The organism is Enterobacter sp. Y17 (assembly GCF_019730495.1).
GTDB lineage: Bacteria > Pseudomonadota > Gammaproteobacteria > Enterobacterales > Enterobacteriaceae > Enterobacter > Enterobacter asburiae_B.
On record NZ_JAASKP010000006.1, the window covers coordinates 56,259 to 74,738 of the forward strand.

Below are 18,480 nucleotides of genomic sequence, written 5' to 3' on the forward strand. Positions count from 1 at the left end.
AGTTTACCCCGATTTCACCATGACGATGATTTTTTAGGAGTTGTGAACCAGGCTTAAGCGGGGAATATGGACCCTAACACCTGGAGAACAATAATGATGAAACCAACGTTTTTGCGCTGGGTCGCCATCGCAGCGCTGATGGCTGGCGGTACATTTAGCGTGGCGGCCAACCCGCCAGCGGCGCCTCCGGTCTCTTATGGCGTGGAGGAAGATGTTTTTCATCCCGTGCGGGCAACCCATGGCATGGTGGCGTCAGTGGATGCGCTGGCAACAAAAGTGGGCGTCGATATTCTCAGGCAGGGCGGTAACGCGGTGGATGCAGCGGTCGCCGTCGGCTATGCGCTGGCGGTGACGCATCCGCAGGCGGGGAACCTGGGCGGCGGCGGTTTTATGATGCTGCGCACCAAAGACGGCAAAACCACCGCTATCGATTTCCGCGAAATGGCGCCTTCTCAGGCGTCCCGCGATATGTTCCTCGACGATCAGGGTAACCCTGACAGCAAAAAATCCCTGACTTCGCACCTCGCCACCGGCACGCCGGGCACCGTTGCGGGCTTCTCGCTGGCGCTGGAAAAATACGGCACGATGCCGCTGAACAAGGTGGTGCAGCCTGCCATCAAGCTGGCGCGCGATGGCTTTGTGGTAAACGATGCGCTGGCGGACGATCTCAAGACCTACGGCAGCGAAGTCATTCCGAATCACGAAAACAGCAAGGCCATCTTCTGGAAAGACGGTGAGCCGCTGAAGAAGGGCGATAAGCTGGTGCAGAAGAACCTCGCCAAAAGCCTGGAGCTGATTGCTGAGCACGGCCCGGACGCCTTCTACAAAGGGGCGATTGCCGACCAGATTGCCGAAGAGATGCAGAAGAACGGCGGGCTCATCACCAAAGCGGATCTGGCGGAATACAAGGCGGTGGAGCGCGAGCCGATTAGCGGTACCTATCGCGGATACGAGGTCTTCTCCATGCCGCCGCCGTCCTCCGGTGGGATCCACATCGTGCAGATCCTCAATATTCTCGAAAACTTCGATATGCACAAGTTCGGCTTCGGCAGCGCGGACGCCATGCAGGTGATGGCGGAAGCGGAAAAACGCGCCTACGCCGACCGGTCGGAATATCTCGGCGATCCGGACTTCGTGAAGGTGCCGTGGCAGGCGCTGACCAACAAGGCGTATGCCAAATCCATTGCCGATCAGATCGACATCAACAAGGCTAAACCGTCGAGCGAGATCCGCCCCGGCAAGCTGGCGCCGTATGAAAGCAACCAGACCACCCACTTCTCGGTGGTGGATAAAGACGGTAACGCGGTGGCGGTGACGTACACGCTCAACACCACCTTCGGCACCGGGATTGTGGCGGGCAACAGCGGTATTCTGCTGAACAACGAGATGGATGACTTCTCTGCCAAACCGGGCGTGCCGAACGTCTACGGGCTGGTGGGCGGCGATGCGAATGCGGTAGGGCCGAAGAAACGTCCGCTGTCGTCCATGTCGCCCACCATTGTCGTGAAAGACGGAAAAACCTGGCTGGTGACCGGCAGCCCTGGCGGCAGCCGTATTATCACCACCGTGCTGCAAATGGTGGTGAACAGCATCGACTTTGGGATGAACGTCGCCGAAGCGACCAACGCTCCGCGTTTCCATCACCAGTGGCTGCCGGACGAGCTGCGCGTCGAGAAGGGCTTTAGCCCGGACACCATCAAGCTGCTTGAACAGCGCGGGCAGAAGGTGGCGGTGAAGGAGGCGATGGGCAGCACCCAGAGCATTATGGTCGGGCCGGACGGGGCGCTGTTTGGCGCGTCGGACCCGCGGTCGGTGGATGATTTGTCGGCGGGGTATTAACGATTCCCCTCACCCTAACCCTCTCCCCGCAGGGGAGAGGGGATTGCACGGTGCGGTCTTTTCTCCCTCGCCCCTGTGGGGAGAGGGCCGGGGTGAGGGGAGTGTGTCACTTCATTCGCGCCATATAATACGCGTCCACATATTCACCGTTGCGCAGGGCATAGCGTTTGCCGGTGCCTTCAATTTCGAACCCGTGTTTTTTGTACACCGCAATCGCCGGTTCGTTATCGACAAATACCGTCAGCTCAATGCGGTCAACGCGCAGCCAGTTATCGCACATATCAATCATGGTGCGCATCAGAGCGCTGGCAACGCCACGGTTTTGCCACTGCGCGCCGACACAAATCCCAAAATCAGCCACATGGCTGCGGCGCGGGCGTTGCGCGACGACGATGCACAGATGGCCGGCGACATGACCTTCTATGCAGGCGACGAGCTGCTTGATGCCGGGCTGGTCGGATAGCCGTTCTTGCCACATTTGCTCAGAGGGATGAGGAACCTGTAGTGTGTTGTGGTACACCTCCGGCTGGGCGTGGATCTGACGAATGGCGTCATAATCTTTCGGTTCCGCATGGCGTATCACTATCTCACTCATTCCTTATTCCTCAGTCAGTTAAACGTCCCTTTCAACATCAATGACTTTAAAATTTGAGTCAACCGCTATTTTTTGCAAAAAGTATTGGACAAGTGCGAATGAGAATGATTATTATTGCTCTGCATTCAGGAAGACCGCTACGGGAACCTGAAAGCACGACATTGCTCACATTGCTTCCAGTATTACTTTAGCCAGCTTTTAGCTGGCTTTTTTTTTGTTATGGTTAGACTCAGTAACCTTCCAAAAGGACTGAGCCATGACACTACATTGCGCATTTATTGGATTTGGTAAAAGTACGACCCGCTACCACCTGCCGTATGTTCTCAACCGTAAACACAGCTGGCACGTCGCGCACATCTTCCGCCGCCGCGCGAAGCCGGAAGAGCAATCCCCGCAGTATTCCCATATCCATTTCACCAGCGCTCTTGATGAAGTACTTAACGATCCGCAGGTCAAACTGGTTGTTGTCTGCACCCACGCCGACAGCCATTTTGACTATGCGAAACGCGCGCTGGAAGCGGGTAAAAACGTGCTGGTGGAAAAGCCGTTCACCCCAACTATCGCCGAAGCAAAAGCGCTGTTCGCGCTGGCGAAAAGTAAAGGCCTGACCGTTACGCCGTATCAGAACCGTCGCTTTGACAGCTGCTTCCTGACGGCGAAAAAGGCGATTGAAAGCGGCAAGCTGGGCGACATTGTGGAAATCGAAAGCCACTTCGATTACTACCGTCCGGTGGCGGAAACCCAACCAGGCCTGCCGCAGGACGGCTCGTTCTATGGTCTGGGCGTGCATACGATGGACCAGATCATCTCCCTGTTTGGCCGACCGGACCACGTGGCGTATGACATCCGCAGCCTGCGTAATAAAGCCAACCCGGACGACACCTTTGAAGCGCAGCTGTTCTACGGCGACCTGAAGGCCATCGTCAAAACCAGCCATCTGGTGAAAATCGACTATCCGAAATTTATCGTTCACGGCACCAAAGGATCGTTCATTAAGTACGGCATCGACCAGCAGGAGACCAGCCTGAAGGCCAACATCATGCCGGGTGAACCGGGCTTTGCGGCGGATAATTCCGTGGGCGTGCTGGAGTATGTGAACGATGAGGGCGTAACGGTCAGGGAAGAGCTGAAACCGGAAATTGGCGACTATGGCCGCGTCTACGATGCGCTATACGAAACCCTCACAACCGGCGCGCCGAATTACGTCAAGGAATCTGACGTTCTGACCAACCTGGAAATCCTCGAACGGGCCTTCGAGCAGGCTTCTCCTGCCACGGTAACCCTCGCGAAATAAGCAAAAACGGCTCCTCTGCGCTTGTTCATAATTTTTGAACAGAGGAGTCAATTTTCACCCTCTATGATCCCAGGCGGTTTGCGTCCACACTTACTCCATCGAAACGAACTGAGGGTGAAACAATGATCTACTTACGCAAAGCAAACGAACGTGGTCACGCGAATCATGGCTGGCTGGACTCATGGCATTCATTCTCGTTTGCCGACTACTACGACCCGAACTTCATGGGCTTCTCCGCACTGCGCGTGATTAACGACGACGTGATTGATGCAGGCCAGGGCTTCGGTACCCACCCGCACAAAGACATGGAAATCCTGACCTATGTGCTGGAAGGGGCGGTGGAACACCAGGACAGCATGGGCAACAAAGAGCAGGTTCCGGCGGGCGAGTTCCAGATTATGAGCGCGGGTACCGGGGTGCGTCACTCCGAGTACAACCCGAGCAAAACGGAAAAACTGCACCTGTATCAAATCTGGATCATTCCAGAAGAGACCGGCATCACGCCACGCTACGAACAACGCCGCTTCGACGCGAAACAGGGCAAACAGCTGGTGCTGTCCCCGGATGCGCGTGAAGGTTCCCTGAAGGTGCATCAGGATATGGAACTGTACCGCTGGGCGCTGGCGAAAGACGAACAGTCTGTGCACCAGATTGCCGCCAACCGCCGCGTCTGGATCCAGGTGGTGAAAGGTGAAGTGTCTATCAACGGCACCAAAGCGACAACCGCCGATGGCCTCGCCGTCTGGGATGAGCAGGCGCTTTCCGTGCATGCCGACAGCGAAAGTGAAATTCTGCTGTTTGACCTGCCGCCGGTGTAATAAATCATAAATAAATGCCCATCCTTCCCTTTGACAGGGGAAGGATGGGCTTTGTCCGTGATAAACTGAGCAAATCTCTCACTTCAAGATTTCTCAGGACGATGAAAAAGAAACGCCCCGTACTTCAGGATGTCGCCGATCGCGTCGGTGTGACCAAAATGACGGTCAGCCGTTTTTTACGTAACCCGGAACAGGTTTCCGTGGCGTTGCGTGGCAAGATTGCCACTGCCCTTGATGAACTGGGTTATATCCCCAACCGCGCGCCCGATATTCTCTCCAATGCGACCAGCCGTGCGGTGGGCGTCCTGCTTCCTTCCCTGACCAACCAGGTTTTCGCCGAAGTTTTGCGCGGCATTGAAAGCGTCACCGATGCTTTTGGCTATCAAACCATGCTCGCCCACTACGGGTACAAGCCGGAACTGGAAGAGGAACGTCTTGAATCGATGCTTTCCTGGAACATCGACGGCCTGATTTTAACCGAACGTACCCACACTGCCCGCACGCTCAAAATGATTGAAGTGGCCGGTATCCCGGTGGTGGAGCTGATGGACAGCCAGTCGCCGTGCCTCGATATCGCCGTGGGGTTCGATAACTTCGAAGCGGCGCGCCAGATGACGGCGGCCATCATTGCCCGTGGGCATCGTCATATCGCCTATCTGGGGGCGCGTCTTGATGAACGTACTATCATCAAACAGAAGGGATACGAGCAGGCGATGCTCGACGCGAACCTAACTCCGTACAGCGTGATGGTGGAGCAGTCTTCTTCCTATACGTCGGGTATTGAGCTGATGCGTCAGGCACGACGCGAGTATCCACAACTGGACGGTATTTTCTGCACCAACGATGACCTTGCGGTCGGCGCGGCGTTTGAGTGTCAGCGTCTGGGACTCAAGATCCCGGATGATATGGCAATTGCCGGTTTCCACGGCCACGACATTGGCCAGGTGATGGAGCCGCGTCTGGCGAGCGTCCTGACCCCGCGTGAACGTATGGGCCGCATTGGCGCAGAACGCCTGCTGGCGCGCATTCGTGGCGAGACGGTTACCCCAAAAATGTTAGATTTAGGTTTCACCTTGTCACCGGGTGGATCTATTTGAACTGACAAATTTGAAGTAGCTCACACTTATTCACTTCGCGCACGTTTGGATATTGCTTCTCTTTTGCCCCGGCAGGACAATGTTACCGATAACTGTTACCCGTAACAATTGACTGAGGGACACCCTTTGAGCACGACTAATCACGATCACCACGTCTACGTCCTGATGGGCGTTTCCGGTAGCGGGAAATCAGCCGTAGCCAGCGAAGTGGCGCATCAACTCCAGGCAGCGTTCCTTGATGGCGACTTCCTCCATCCGCGCAGCAACATCATGAAAATGGCCTCAGGCGAGCCGCTGAACGACGACGACCGCAAACCGTGGTTGCAGGCGCTTAATGACGCCGCGTTCGCCATGCAGCGCACCAACAAAGTCTCCCTGATCGTCTGCTCTGCGCTGAAAAAAACCTACCGCGACCTGCTGCGCGACGGTAACCCGAACCTCTCTTTCATCTACCTGAAGGGGGACTTCGAGGTGATTGAAAGCCGCCTGAAGGCGCGTAAAGGTCACTTCTTCAAAACCCAGATGCTGGTGACGCAGTTCGAAGCGCTGCAGGAGCCGGGTGAAGATGAGAAAGACGTCTTAGTGGTTGATATCGATCAGTCACTGGAAGGTGTTGTTGCCAGCACCATCGAGGTCATTAATAAAAGGCAGTAAGTTTTGAGTACATTAACGCTAGTTTTGACAGCAGTGGGTTCCGTGTTGCTGCTGCTGTTTTTAGTGATGAAGGCGCGTATGCACGCTTTTGTCGCTTTGATGGTGGTTTCTATAGGTGCAGGTCTCTTTTCCGGTATGCCGCTCGACAAGATCGCCGCGACGATGGAAAAAGGGATGGGAGGCACGCTGGGCTTCCTGGCGATTGTGGTCGCCCTTGGCGCGATGTTTGGCAAGATTTTGCACGAGACGGGCGCGGTCGACCAGATTGCCGTCAAGATGCTGAAATCCTTTGGCCACAGCCGCGCGCACTACGCGATTGGTCTGGCTGGCCTGATTTGCGCGCTGCCGCTGTTCTTCGAAGTGGCCGTTGTGCTGCTGATAAGCGTCGCGTTCTCCATGGCGCGCCATACCGGCACTAACCTCGTGAAGCTGGTTATTCCGCTGTTTGCGGGCGTGGCGGCAGCCGCAGCGTTTCTGCTGCCTGGGCCTGCGCCGATGCTGCTGGCGTCCCAGATGCACGCTGACTTTGGCTGGATGATCCTGATTGGCCTGTGCGCGGCAATCCCGGGGATGATTATTGCCGGTCCGCTGTGGGGCAACTTCATCAGCCGTTACGTTGAGCTACACATTCCGGATGACGTCACCGAGCCGCACCTGGGCGAGGGCAAAATGCCGTCCTTCGGCTTCAGCCTGTCGCTGATCCTGCTCCCGCTGGTTCTCGTGGGACTGAAAACCATCGCCGCGCGCTTTGTGCCGGTGGGTTCCAGCGCCTACGAATGGTTCGAGTTCATCGGTCATCCGTTCACGGCGATCCTGGTGGCGTGTCTGGTGGCGATTTACGGCCTGGCGATGCGTCAGGGAATGCCAAAAGACCGGGTGATGGAGATCTGCGGTGCCGCGCTGCAGCCGGCGGGCATTATCCTGCTGGTGATCGGCGCTGGCGGCGTGTTCAAGCAGGTGCTGGTGGATTCCGGCGTAGGCCCAGCTCTGGGCGAAGCGCTGACCGGGATGGGCCTGCCGATTGCGGTCACCTGCTTCGTGCTGGCCGCGGCGGTGCGCATCATCCAGGGTTCCGCAACCGTGGCGTGCTTAACCGCCGTGGGTCTGGTGATGCCGGTGATTGAACAGCTGAACTACTCCGGTGCGCAGATGGCCGCGCTGTCTATCTGTATCGCGGGCGGTTCGATTGTGGTCTCTCACGTTAACGACGCGGGCTTCTGGCTGTTCGGTAAATTTACCGGCGCCACCGAAGCGCAAACCCTGAAAACCTGGACGCTGATGGAAACCATCCTTGGCACAACGGGCGCCATTGTCGGGATGATTGCTTTCACACTGCTGAGCTGAATGCGGTGATTTAACAAGGCTCAAAAATAAGGCCCGGTAGCGTTAACGCTTACCGGGCCTTTATATTATGCAGAACGCCAGGCCGGGTCAGGTGAAACCACCAACCTGGCTTTTTCACATCACTCGCCCTGCGTCGCGCTCTCGATCGTCAAACGCACATCCGACGTAATGAGTTCGGCCAGCATCTGGTACACCTTCAGCGTCTCTTCCGGCTCGGCATCGCCCGTATCGCTGATGTAGCCTTCGTCACGCAGCGTCAGGACCAGAGAGCTGAAGACCGCTTTGTCGAAGAACTCCGGGGCGTTAATGCCGTGCAGAACGGACAGGCGCTGTGCCAGCGTCCGGCTCTCTTTCTCCAGCGTGCCGCGGTTGATAGACGGGTTCGCACTCAGCAGCCAGAACGTAATGGCGTAGCGCTGCAGCGTTTCGCGCGCACCGGCCGCAAGCAGTTGCAGAGTTCGGGAACGCGACGGATTGATGTGCAGCTCGTCGTTTGAGACGGTGATCAGCCCCTGACGACGCAGCTCTTCCGTCAGTTTGTCCAGTTCGCCCGCCAGCTCGTCTTTGCTCCAGCGCAGGAACAGCTCCGCTTTCAGCATCGGATAGAGCGTCTCAACGTGACGCAATAGCTCCTGACGCGAAATACGGCGATGTTGGGTGATGATAGCCGCCATGAGCGACGGCAGCATCAGCATATGGGTGATGTTGTTGCGGTAGTAGGTCATCAGCACTGCCTGCTCGCGCGGCAGAATGATGATGTCGCCGATCGTGTCCTTTTCGACTTCAAACTTGTTCATCTGCAGCGCGTGATCGATAAGCTCACTGGCGGTAGCAGAAGGCACGGTTGAATCAACGGAATACGGCACGTTGCGCATCATGTCCAGATAGCAATCCAGCTGCTCCGTGAGCTGTTCGCGGGTCAGCGAGCGCTGACGCGAAGCCAGAAGCGCCGTACAGCACAGGTTCATGGCGTTAGCCGCACCGGCGTTGTTAATGCGCACCATCAGCTCGGACGCGATGCCGTTGACCGTTGGCGTCAGCCAGGCCGGACGAATCGCTTCGATAGGATCGATGGACTCGCGCCACTCGGGAACGTGATGGTTAAGATACGTCATCAGCGGCATCGGTTCGCCGAAGTTCACGTAGCCCTGACCGAGATTGCGTAGCTTGCTCAAACCGCGCAGCATCTGCGGCAGGCTCTCTTTCTCTTTGGTCGCACCGCGCAGCTCTTTGGCGTACGTGCCCACTTCCATCACGTGCTCATAGCCAATGTAGATTGGCACCAGCGTGATTGGACGGGTTCCTCCGCGCAGCATCGCCTGAATGGTCATCGACAGCGTGCCGGTCTTCGGATCGAGCAGACGTCCGGTACGGGAACGACCGCCCTCCACGAAGTACTCCACGGAATAGCCGCGGCTGAACAGCTCGCCCAGATATTCGCGGAACACGGTGGAGTAGAGCTTGTTGCCCTTGAAGGTGCGACGGATAAAGAACGCGCCCAGGCGGCGGAAAATCGGACCTGCTGGCCAGAAATTCAGGTTGATACCGGCAGCAATGTGCGGCGGTACCAGCCCCTGGTGATAGAGCACGTAGGAAAGAAGCAGGTAGTCCATGTGGCTGCGGTGGCAGGGAACATAGACAATCTCATGGCCATCGTGCGCCAGCTGACGCACACGTTCGGCATTATGAACGTTGATGCCCTGATACAGGCGGTTCCAGGTAAAGCCGAGAATACGATCGGACAGGCGAATCATCTCGTAAGAGAAGTTCGCTGCAATCTCTTCCATCAGCGCAATGGCGTTCTGCTGGGCTTTCTCATGCGATATTTTCTTGCTGCGCGCTTCGTCTTCAACGGCGCGGGCAATCGCTTTGGAGGCCAGCAGCTTGTTGAACAGATCCTGACGCGCCGGGAGACGCGGTCCTACGGCAGCGAGGCGCTGGCGGGCGAAGTGCATACGCGCCACGCGCGCCAGTTTTTGCGCGATGATCTTGTCGGTACCGTGCTCGTCCGCCATACGACGCAGCGAAACGGAAGGGGAGAAACGCACAAAGCTGTCGCGTCCCAGCCAGGAGACAGCGAAGAACTTCTGGATGCCGTTAAGCATGCGCAGCGGCGGGTTCTCTTCACCTTTTTCACGGCCCGGACGACGACCAAACATCACCGATACCGGCACCATCTGCACATCCAGATCGGGGTTGCTGCGGTGCAGGTCAAGATAGTCGTGGAACAGCTTGATGGACTCTTCTTTTGGCGTGTAGTAGGTAAACACGCGCGGTCCACCGTGAATGAACACGTAGCGCGGCAGCAGCGTACCGTCAACTTCAAGCGGTTCAAGCGGGTCCGGTAAGTCATGCGCCAGACACTGGGCGCGAAGCGTCAGTAAGTCTGCCTTCGAGTTATAAGGCAAAACGTACATAATAGGACGCGACGTATCGAGCCCCAATTCCAGCGCGGGTTCTGCTGGGATAGACTTGCTTTTTACCAGGATGCTTAATGGTAAATTAAGTAATTTGTAGTAAATTCGTGGCCAGCCGGACATAAACGATGTAAAGCCTCTGGTTAATAATGCAATTGCGGCGCAAGGATAACAGAAAGCGCGCAAAATTTCTGTTGTTACCCGTCATACTTCAGGCTGTAGCGAAACGCGCTACAGTTCCTGTTACTGACGCTTTTTTTCATAAAAGGTTCTTTTAATGGCCAATAATACCACTGGGTTAACGCGTATCATCAAAGCAGCCGGCTATTCATGGAAAGGTTTCCGTGCCGCGTGGATCAACGAAGCCGCCTTTCGCCAGGAGGGCGTCGCCGCTATCATCGCGGTGATCATCGCCTGTTTCCTTGATGTTGATGCTATTACCCGCGTACTTCTTATCGGTTCCGTGCTTCTGGTGATGATAGTGGAAATTCTTAATAGCGCTATTGAAGCCGTTGTTGATCGCATTGGTTCAGATTTCCACGAGCTTTCTGGCCGCGCAAAAGACATGGGCTCTGCTGCCGTGTTGCTGGCGATTATCACTGCCGTTATCACCTGGGTCACGCTGCTTTGGTCACATTTCCGATGAGCCTCGAGGAATAATTAAGTCCCTGGTTTTTTGTGCAGTTTTTGGTTCCAAAATCGCCTTTGACTGTATATACTCACAGCATAACTGTATATACACCCAGGGGGCGGAATGAAAGCGTTAACGACCAGGCAGCAAGAGGTGTTTGATCTCATCCGGGATCATATCGGCCAGACGGGTATGCCACCCACGCGTGCGGAAATCGCGCAGCGTCTGGGCTTCCGTTCTCCGAATGCTGCCGAAGAACACCTGAAAGCGCTGGCGCGTAAAGGCGTGATTGAGATTGTTTCAGGCGCGTCACGCGGTATCCGCCTGCTGGTGGAAGAAGAGACGGGCATTCCGCTGATAGGCCGTGTTGCCGCCGGTGAGCCTTTACTGGCACAGCAACATATTGAAGGCCACTACCAGGTCGATCCTGGCATGTTCAAACCGAGCGCAGATTTCCTGCTGCGCGTTAGCGGTATGTCGATGAAAGACATCGGTATTCTTGATGGCGATCTGCTTGCGGTGCACAAAACGCAGGATGTGCGTAACGGCCAGGTAGTTGTCGCGCGCATTGATGATGAAGTTACCGTCAAGCGTCTGAAAAAACAGGGTAACACCGTTCAGCTGCTGCCTGAAAACAACGAATTCTCCCCGATTGTGGTCGACCTCCGCGAACACAACTTCTCTATCGAAGGACTGGCGGTTGGGGTCATTCGCAACGGCGAATGGCTGTAATCTCTTCCTGACAGGCTATGGCGCCGCTGTAGCCTGCTTCATTCTCCACTCCCGGTATTTTTCATGTCACTGCTGACGGAATCAGATAAGGCATTGTGGCGTCTCGCTCTGCCGATGATTTTCTCTAATATCACCGTGCCCTTGCTGGGGCTGGTCGATACTGCCGTTATTGGTCATCTTGATTCGCCTGTTTATCTTGGCGGCGTGGCGATTGGCGCGACGGCAACCAGCTTCCTGTTTATGCTGCTGCTCTTTTTGCGCATGAGCACCACCGGGCTCACGGCACAGGCTTATGGTGCAAAAGATCCGCTGCGTCTGGCGCGCGCGCTGGTCCAGCCGCTGATCCTTGCGCTTGGCGCGGGAGTGTTAATCGTTTTATTACGTACGCCCCTGATCGACCTTGCGCTCCATGTTGTCGGCGGCAGCGAGGCGGTACTGGCGCAGGCGCGACGTTTCCTTGAAATTCGCTGGCTCAGCGCGCCCGCCTCGCTGGCAAACCTGGTTCTGCTGGGGTGGCTACTGGGCGTACAGTACGCCCGTGCGCCAGTGATTTTGCTGGTGGCAGGCAACCTTCTCAACATTGTGCTGGATGTCTGGCTGGTAATGGGCCTGCATATGAACGTGCGGGGCGCGGCGCTGGCGACGGCAATTGCCGAATACGGAACCTTGATTATCGGTCTGTGGATGGTCTGGCGCGTGCTGGCGATGCGCGGGATCTCCCTGGCGCTGCTCAAAACCGCATGGCGCGGCAATATCCGTAAGCTGCTGGCGCTCAATCGTGACATCATGCTGCGCTCGCTGCTGCTTCAGCTCTGCTTCGGCGCGCTGACGGTTTTCGGGGCCCGACTGGGGCCAGAAATCGTCGCGGTCAACGCGGTATTGATGACGCTGCTGACCTTTACCGCCTACGCGCTGGACGGATTTGCCTATGCGGTAGAAGCGCATTCCGGGCAGGCGTACGGGGCGCGCGAAAGCGGGCAGCTTAGGGGCGTCTGGCGGGCAGCCTGCCGCCAGTCTGGGCTGGTGGCGCTGGCGTTTGGCCTGGTATACGCCTGCTTTGGTGAGCAAATTGTCGCGTTGCTTACGTCTCTTCCTGCGCTGCGCGAGCTGGCGAGTCACTATCTCATCTGGCAAGTCATCTTACCGGTGGTCGGCGTCTGGTGTTATCTGCTGGACGGCATGTTCATTGGTGCGACGCGCGGAGCGGAAATGCGTAACAGCATGGCGGTCGCGGCGGCCGGGTTTGGTCTGACGCTGCTGACGCTTCCCTGGCTGGGTAATCACGGTTTGTGGCTGGCCCTGGCCGTTTTCCTCTCGCTGCGAGGGATATCGCTGGCTTTTATCTGGCACCGCCACTGGCAAAACGATACCTGGTTCCCTTCACGTCACGATATATCGTGACGGTTAAAGATTCCGAATATCAAATCAACTGCCGAATCCTTAACTACAATAATTATCACGTCCAGCAGAAAAGAACGTAACGGACGTTACGACCCGACGCTTAACTAAGAGGACACGATGATGAATAAAGACGAAATCGGCGGCAACTGGAAGCAGTTCAAAGGTAAAGCGAAAGAACAGTGGGGTAAGCTGACCGATGACGATATGACCGTCATTGAAGGTAAACGCGATCAGCTTGTCGGTAAAATCCAGGAGCGTTACGGCTACGCAAAAGACCAGGCGGAAAAAGAAGTGGGCGACTGGGAAAAACGCAACGACTACCGCTGGTAACCGGGCTATACCCGCAAGTACAAGGAAGTACACCCTGAGGGCGGCCATGAGCCGCCTTTGCTTTTACTGCTAACGCGGTTTTTTCTTCACAAGAATAGAGTGGTCGTGCTGACATGCGTCCTGATGACGGCAGGCTTCCACTTCCACGCAGGCACAGCACAGCCCGTGCGCTTCAATCACGTTATGACGCAGGGCAAAACCCATTTTCGCCGCCAGCGTATGCATAATATCTTCCACGCCTTCCGCAGCTTCTTCTTTCACCACGCCGCAGCGGTCACAGATAAACATCGCCGATGTATGGGTGGGCTGATCGAACAGATGGCACAACACGTAGCTGTTTGTGGACTCAACTTTATGCACGAATCCTTGTTCCAGCAGGAAATCCAGGGCGCGATACACGGTCGGTGGTTTCGCCTGCGGCTCGCTTTCGCGGAGCAGGTCCAGCAGATCGTAAGCGCTGATGGCACCCTGCTGCAGGCTCATCAGACGTAAGACTTCAAGGCGCTGCGGAGTCAGGCGCACATTGCGTTGCGCACACAGCTTTTCGGCCTGCGCTAACAGCTCTTTTGTGGACTTATCCATTTAGCACCCCGGATGTTATAGGACGGAAAACCCTCACTTTATCATGTTCTGGTAAAAACGCCGAGATCCGCCAGTCTGTGCTATACCTGACCCATTGCAAACCGGGAAATAAACAATGAAAAAACCTGACTGTATTCGACATTGGCGCGACGTTGAAGGCGCGGATGATTCGACCTATCCAGATAGCGATGAGCGTTTTTCTATCGGCGCCCCGTTGGCTCGCAAGCTTGGGCTCGGGCGCATTGGTATCCATCACGAGCGTTTACCGCCCGGGCGCAGGACGTCCTATCCGCACGCGGAAAGCGATGAAGAAGAGTTCGTTTATGTGCTCGAAGGTCATCCAGAAGCGTGGATCAATGGCTATTTATGGAAACTTGAACCGGGCGACAGCGTGGGGTTTCCTGCCGGAACCGGTATTTGCCACACCTTTATCAACAACACGGACGAAGAGGTGCGGTTACTGGTCGTTGGCGAGGCCAACAAAAAGCACAACCGCATCTACTACCCGCTCAACCCTGTGTATGCCGCCACGCGTGAGGATCGCTGGGTAGACCACCCGCCCCAGTTTTTTGGACCGCATGATGGAAAACCTGGGAAAAAATAATTTCCTCTTCTATAAATATTGAGGGCCGTCACAAAATATAACAGGCCGTAAGGGAGTTTTACTTAGGGATAGAAATAGCGGGTCTTTTACTACTTATTCACAGCAATAGTTCGTTCCTGTTTGGGTGATAACAGACAGGGGTTATTTCATAACAGACTATAACGGGCATACTGTGAAAAAAAATTTTAAATTTTCGGTGGTTAGTATCGCTGTTTCCTTGTTTATGGCAAATCAGGCGGGAGCAGCCAATACCTGGACAGAATCACGTAGCGACGCAATGGGTGGCACTGGCGTTGCCTCCGGGAGCTATGGTAGCGGGGCGTTAATCAACCCCGCGTTGCTGGCAAAGGCAAAACCGGACGATGATGTGACGGTCATTTTGCCGTCCGTTGGCGTACAGGTGACGGATGAGGACAATCTTCAGGACGAGATTGATACCATCAACGACAAAATCAATCACTATAAGGATGTGGTTGATGACCTCACGCCAAGGGAGATCATCATCAATCCGTTAGGTTCCATTAATCAATTCCAGGGCGCGGCCAAAGATCTGGCCGATGAGCTGGACTATCTCAAGGGTAAAACCGCACGCGCGACGGCAGGTGCAGGGCTTGCCGTGAGTATCCCTAACGATGTGCTTTCCGTGGCCTTTATGGCGAAAGGCTATGCCCATGGCCGGGTGAGCTCGTCTATCGATCAGCAAGATATTGATTATCTGCGCGGTATTCAACAAAGCAAAGTGGTGGCTGCCGGTGTTGCCCTGGACGCTGCGCTGAACGGCACGGATCAGATCACTAAAAACCTTAACTCAACGGCGTCTGGCCGGGCAGCGATTGTGTCCGACTATGGTGTTGCCGTTGCCCGTCAGTTTGACCTCGGCGGCGTCCCGGTTTCCGTAGGCGTGACGCCAAAGCTGCAAAAAACCTGGGTCTATAACTACACCACGTCAATCTACGATTACGACAGTAATAAGTGGAACGACAGCCGCTACCGCACGGACGACACGGGCTTTAACGTCGATGCCGGTATCGCGGCTGATTTCGGCGAACACTGGACGGTTGGCGTGAGCGGTCAAAACCTGATGTCACGCGATATCGACACCAAAGATATCCGTATCCGCAACGGCCGGACGGGAGAAGTGGTGAGCTACAAAGACACCTACCAGATCCGTCCGCTGGTGACCGCCGGCGCCGCCTGGCATAACGACCTGGTGACGCTGACCGCCGATGGCGATCTGACGGAAACCAAAGGCTTCAAGAGCGAAGATACGTCGCAGTACGTTGGCGTCGGTGCCGAGGTTACGCCGCTCAGCTGGCTGGCGGTGCGTGCGGGTTATCGCGCGGACGTGAAGGGTAACGACAGCAATGTCTTTACCGGCGGTGTCGGCTTCGCGCCGTTCAGTACCGTTCATGTTGACCTGATGGGCCTGTACGGCGAGGACGAAACCTGGGGCGCCGGGGCTCAGCTGAGCATGACGTTCTAAAGTCCACCGGAGGCGCTGAGCCTCCGGCTTTTCTTTGTGCTATAGTAGCGCCCCTTTTCCACCAGATGCTTAAAACTTCGCCATGTCGTCAGAATTACAGACCGCTTTCCCTGCACACCGTTTCTCCATTGCGCCGATGCTCGACTGGACGGACAGACACTGCCGCTACTTCCTGCGCCAGCTCTCCCGCCATACGCTGCTGTACACCGAAATGGTGACCACGGGCGCAATCATTCACGGGAAGGGCGACTATCTGGCCTATAGCGAAGAAGAGCATCCGGTTGCCCTGCAGCTGGGCGGTAGCGATCCGGCCGCGCTGGCGCAGTGCGCGAAGCTGGCGGAAGAACGCGGCTACGACGAGATCAACCTGAACGTTGGCTGCCCGTCCGACCGCGTGCAAAACGGCATGTTTGGCGCCTGTCTGATGGGGAATGCACAGCTGGTAGCGGACTGTATCAAGGCGATGCGCGATGTGGTCTCCATTCCGGTCACGGTCAAAACCCGTATCGGCATTGACGACCAGGACAGCTACGAATTCCTGTGCGACTTCATCAACACGGTATCCGGGAAAGGAGAGTGTGAGATGTTCATCATCCACGCGCGAAAAGCCTGGCTCTCCGGCCTCAGCCCGAAAGAGAACCGTGAGATCCCGCCGCTGGACTATCCGCGCGTGTATCAACTGAAGCGTGACTTCCCGCACCTGACGATGTCCATCAACGGCGGCATCAAGTCGCTGGAAGAGGCCAAAGCGCATCTGGCGCATATGGATGGCGTGATGGTCGGCCGCGAGGCGTATCAGAACCCGGGCATTCTGGCGACGGTCGATCGCGAAATCTTTGGCATCGAAGGCGCGGACACCGATCCGGTTGCCGTCGTGCGTGCGATGTACCCCTACATTGAGCGCGAGTTGAGCAATGGCACCTATCTCGGCCATATCACCCGCCATATGCTTGGCCTGTTCCAGGGTATTCCGGGCGCGCGTCAGTGGCGCCGCTACCTGAGCGAGAATGCGCATAAAGCCGGAGCCGATATTGAGGTGCTGGAACATGCGCTGCGACTGGTGGCGGACAAGCGATAACTTTCGCTAAAAGTTCGTCAAATTCACCACGCCCTGCGAACGTTCGCGGGGCGTTTTGCTTTAATAACAACAGGTTAATACTGGCATGATTCTTGTAATGCTTACTTCATTACTCGGGAACTCGTGGGAGATCACCATGCTGGAACTACTTTTTGTGATTGGCTTTTTTGTCATGCTGTTAGCGACAGGCGTTTCGCTGCTCGGCATTCTGGCGGCTATCGTGGTGGCGACGGTGGTCATGTTTATTGGCGGATTGTTTGCGCTGACGATCAAACTGTTGCCGTGGCTACTGCTGGCCATTGCGGTCGTGTGGGTGATTCGGGCGATTAAAGCGCCAAAAGTGCCCAGTTATCAGCGCAATAACCGCTTCCGTTACTAAGGTATTGAGGGGTTCGTCACATACTTGTAACTTTTCCGGCGGCATGGCTTAGAACAGAATAGGATTTAGTTATCGAATCTGTCACTATGACTGCCGTTAAAGAATTCATCGAGCTGTACCCTACATACAGCCGAACTAAAAAAAGAAAGGGCTTCCCACGGGAAGCCCAATTTCTTTTTGGGGATCAGGGAATCAACAAGCTCGACCCCTGCGTCGCCCGGCTCTCCAGCACCTCATGCGCGCGCTGCGCATCGGTCAGCGCGAATTTCTGCGCATCTGCCACATCCACTTTGATGACGCCGCTGGCGATCAGCGAGAACAGCTCGTTGCTGGCTTCCTCAAGTTCTTCCCGGTTGGTGATGTATCCCTGCAGGGAAGGGCGAGTCACATACAGCGAACCTTTCTGATTCAGAATACCGAGATTAACGCCGGTTACCGCGCCAGACGCATTGCCGAAGCTGACCATCAGACCACGGCGCTGAAGACAGTCCAGCGACGCTTCCCACGTGTCTTTCCCCACCGAGTCATACACCACGCGCACTTTTTTGCCGCTGGTGATCTCCTTCAGCCGCTCAACGATGCTCTCTTCACGGTAGTTAATCACCTGCCAGGCGCCCGCCTGCAGCGCGCGCTGCGCTTTTTGTGCATTTCCGACCGTGCCGATCAGCTTCGCGCCCAGCGCTTTTGCCCACTGACAGGCGATGAGCCCGACGCCACCCGCTGCGGCATGAAACAGAAACTGCTCGTCGGGCTTAATTTCATAGGTTTTGCGCAGCAGGTAGTAAACCGTCAGACCTTTCAGGAACGAGGCCGCCGCCTGCTCGAAGGAGATAGCGTTAGGCAGCAGGGCGGCTTTATCCGCCGGAACGTTGTGGACGGAGCTGTAAGCGCCCAGCGCAGACTGCGCGTACACCACGCGATCGCCCTCTTTAATATGCTTAACCGCGCTGCCCACTTTGACGACGACCCCGGCCGCCTCGGTGCCCAGGCCGCTCGGCATTGACGGCGGCGGATAGAGACCTCCGCGAATATAGGTGTCGATGTAGTTTATGCCTATGGCTTTGTTTTCAACCTGCACTTCGTTTTCGCCAGGCGCGGCAGGGGTGAACTCCACCGCTTTCAGTACGTCTGGCCCACCGTGTTTCTGGAATTCAATGCGCGTTGCCATGCTCCCTCCGTAAGAAAAATATGGTAATCTTTCG

18 protein-coding genes are annotated in these 18,480 nt (G+C 56.1%); 14 read left to right on the plus strand and 4 right to left on the minus strand.

The window, feature by feature from the left end; genetic code table 11:
- Positions 1-93 precede the first annotated feature (93 nt).
- A complete protein-coding gene (gene ggt / locus HCH49_RS19640) occupies positions 94-1,839 on the plus strand; it encodes a gamma-glutamyltransferase (protein WP_193743819.1) in 1,746 nt (581 codons plus the stop codon).
- 106 nt (positions 1,840-1,945) lie between these two features.
- Here ggt and yhhY read toward each other — a convergent pair whose 3' ends face one another.
- The gene (yhhY, locus tag HCH49_RS19645; RefSeq protein ID WP_033144400.1) at positions 1,946-2,434 is read right to left on the minus strand and encodes an N-acetyltransferase; all 489 of its coding nucleotides are present in this window, start codon (positions 2,432-2,434) and stop codon (positions 1,946-1,948) included.
- Between the two features lie 256 nt (positions 2,435-2,690).
- Between yhhY and HCH49_RS19650 the strand changes: the two genes are divergently transcribed.
- From HCH49_RS19650 to gntU, 5 genes are all read left to right on the plus strand, one after another.
- On the plus strand, positions 2,691-3,728 hold the full coding sequence (locus tag HCH49_RS19650; protein WP_221703266.1) for an oxidoreductase: 1,038 nt from the start codon (positions 2,691-2,693) through the stop codon (positions 3,726-3,728).
- Positions 3,729-3,850: 122 nt separating this feature from the next.
- The gene (locus HCH49_RS19655; protein WP_003861565.1) at positions 3,851-4,546 is read left to right on the plus strand and encodes a pirin family protein; all 696 of its coding nucleotides are present in this window, start codon (positions 3,851-3,853) and stop codon (positions 4,544-4,546) included.
- A gap of 101 nt (positions 4,547-4,647) precedes the next feature.
- Complete coding sequence (gntR, locus tag HCH49_RS19660) at positions 4,648-5,643, plus strand: gluconate operon transcriptional repressor GntR (RefSeq protein ID WP_221703267.1); 996 nt, start codon at positions 4,648-4,650, stop codon at positions 5,641-5,643.
- A 126-nt stretch (positions 5,644-5,769) separates the two neighbouring features.
- A complete protein-coding gene (gene gntK / locus HCH49_RS19665) occupies positions 5,770-6,297 on the plus strand; it encodes a gluconokinase (protein WP_008503362.1) in 528 nt (175 codons plus the stop codon).
- Positions 6,298-6,300: 3 nt separating this feature from the next.
- On the plus strand, positions 6,301-7,641 hold the full coding sequence (gene gntU / locus HCH49_RS19670; RefSeq protein ID WP_023310036.1) for a gluconate transporter: 1,341 nt from the start codon (positions 6,301-6,303) through the stop codon (positions 7,639-7,641).
- Positions 7,642-7,760: 119 nt separating this feature from the next.
- Here the strand turns inward: gntU and plsB are convergent, their stop codons facing one another.
- Positions 7,761-10,181, minus strand: coding sequence for a glycerol-3-phosphate 1-O-acyltransferase PlsB (gene plsB, locus HCH49_RS19675; protein ID WP_033144402.1), 2,421 nt, complete (start codon positions 10,179-10,181; stop codon positions 7,761-7,763).
- A 154-nt stretch (positions 10,182-10,335) separates the two neighbouring features.
- On the opposite strand from plsB, the gene HCH49_RS19680 reads away from it, so the two are divergent.
- The 4 genes from HCH49_RS19680 (at position 10,336) to HCH49_RS19695 (ending at position 13,152) form a co-directional block, all read left to right on the plus strand.
- Positions 10,336-10,704, plus strand: a complete 369-nt coding sequence (locus HCH49_RS19680) for a diacylglycerol kinase (protein ID WP_023334158.1) — start codon at positions 10,336-10,338, stop codon at positions 10,702-10,704.
- A 108-nt stretch (positions 10,705-10,812) separates the two neighbouring features.
- Positions 10,813-11,421 (plus strand): transcriptional repressor LexA, encoded by a 609-nt coding sequence (gene lexA / locus HCH49_RS19685; RefSeq protein ID WP_023310039.1) that lies wholly within the window; start codon positions 10,813-10,815, stop codon positions 11,419-11,421.
- Between the two features lie 63 nt (positions 11,422-11,484).
- Positions 11,485-12,822 carry an MATE family efflux transporter DinF gene (gene dinF / locus HCH49_RS19690; protein ID WP_221703268.1) on the plus strand — a complete coding sequence of 446 codons (1,338 nt, stop codon included), beginning with the start codon at positions 11,485-11,487 and terminating at the stop codon, positions 12,820-12,822.
- Between the two features lie 120 nt (positions 12,823-12,942).
- Positions 12,943-13,152, plus strand: coding sequence for a CsbD family protein (locus tag HCH49_RS19695; protein ID WP_014830284.1), 210 nt, complete (start codon positions 12,943-12,945; stop codon positions 13,150-13,152).
- A gap of 69 nt (positions 13,153-13,221) precedes the next feature.
- Here HCH49_RS19695 and zur read toward each other — a convergent pair whose 3' ends face one another.
- Positions 13,222-13,734: a zinc uptake transcriptional repressor Zur gene (zur, locus tag HCH49_RS19700; RefSeq protein ID WP_182072270.1), complete on the minus strand. Its 513-nt coding sequence runs from the start codon at positions 13,732-13,734 to the stop codon at positions 13,222-13,224.
- A gap of 115 nt (positions 13,735-13,849) precedes the next feature.
- Between zur and HCH49_RS19705 the strand changes: the two genes are divergently transcribed.
- The 4 genes from HCH49_RS19705 to pspG all read left to right on the plus strand — a co-directional run bounded on the left by HCH49_RS19705 (position 13,850) and on the right by pspG (position 17,278).
- Positions 13,850-14,338 (plus strand): cupin domain-containing protein, encoded by a 489-nt coding sequence (locus HCH49_RS19705; protein ID WP_023310041.1) that lies wholly within the window; start codon positions 13,850-13,852, stop codon positions 14,336-14,338.
- A 172-nt stretch (positions 14,339-14,510) separates the two neighbouring features.
- The gene (locus tag HCH49_RS19710) at positions 14,511-15,821 is read left to right on the plus strand and encodes a conjugal transfer protein TraF (RefSeq protein ID WP_221703269.1); all 1,311 of its coding nucleotides are present in this window, start codon (positions 14,511-14,513) and stop codon (positions 15,819-15,821) included.
- Positions 15,822-15,903: 82 nt separating this feature from the next.
- Positions 15,904-16,899, plus strand: a complete 996-nt coding sequence (dusA, locus tag HCH49_RS19715) for a tRNA dihydrouridine(20/20a) synthase DusA (protein WP_045355242.1) — start codon at positions 15,904-15,906, stop codon at positions 16,897-16,899.
- Positions 16,900-17,035: 136 nt separating this feature from the next.
- On the plus strand, positions 17,036-17,278 hold the full coding sequence (gene pspG, locus HCH49_RS19720) for an envelope stress response protein PspG (protein WP_023310044.1): 243 nt from the start codon (positions 17,036-17,038) through the stop codon (positions 17,276-17,278).
- A 184-nt stretch (positions 17,279-17,462) separates the two neighbouring features.
- On the opposite strand, the gene HCH49_RS19725 is transcribed toward pspG, so the two are convergent.
- A complete protein-coding gene (locus HCH49_RS19725) occupies positions 17,463-18,446 on the minus strand; it encodes a quinone oxidoreductase (RefSeq protein ID WP_039264131.1) in 984 nt (327 codons plus the stop codon).
- Positions 18,447-18,480 lie beyond the last annotated feature (34 nt).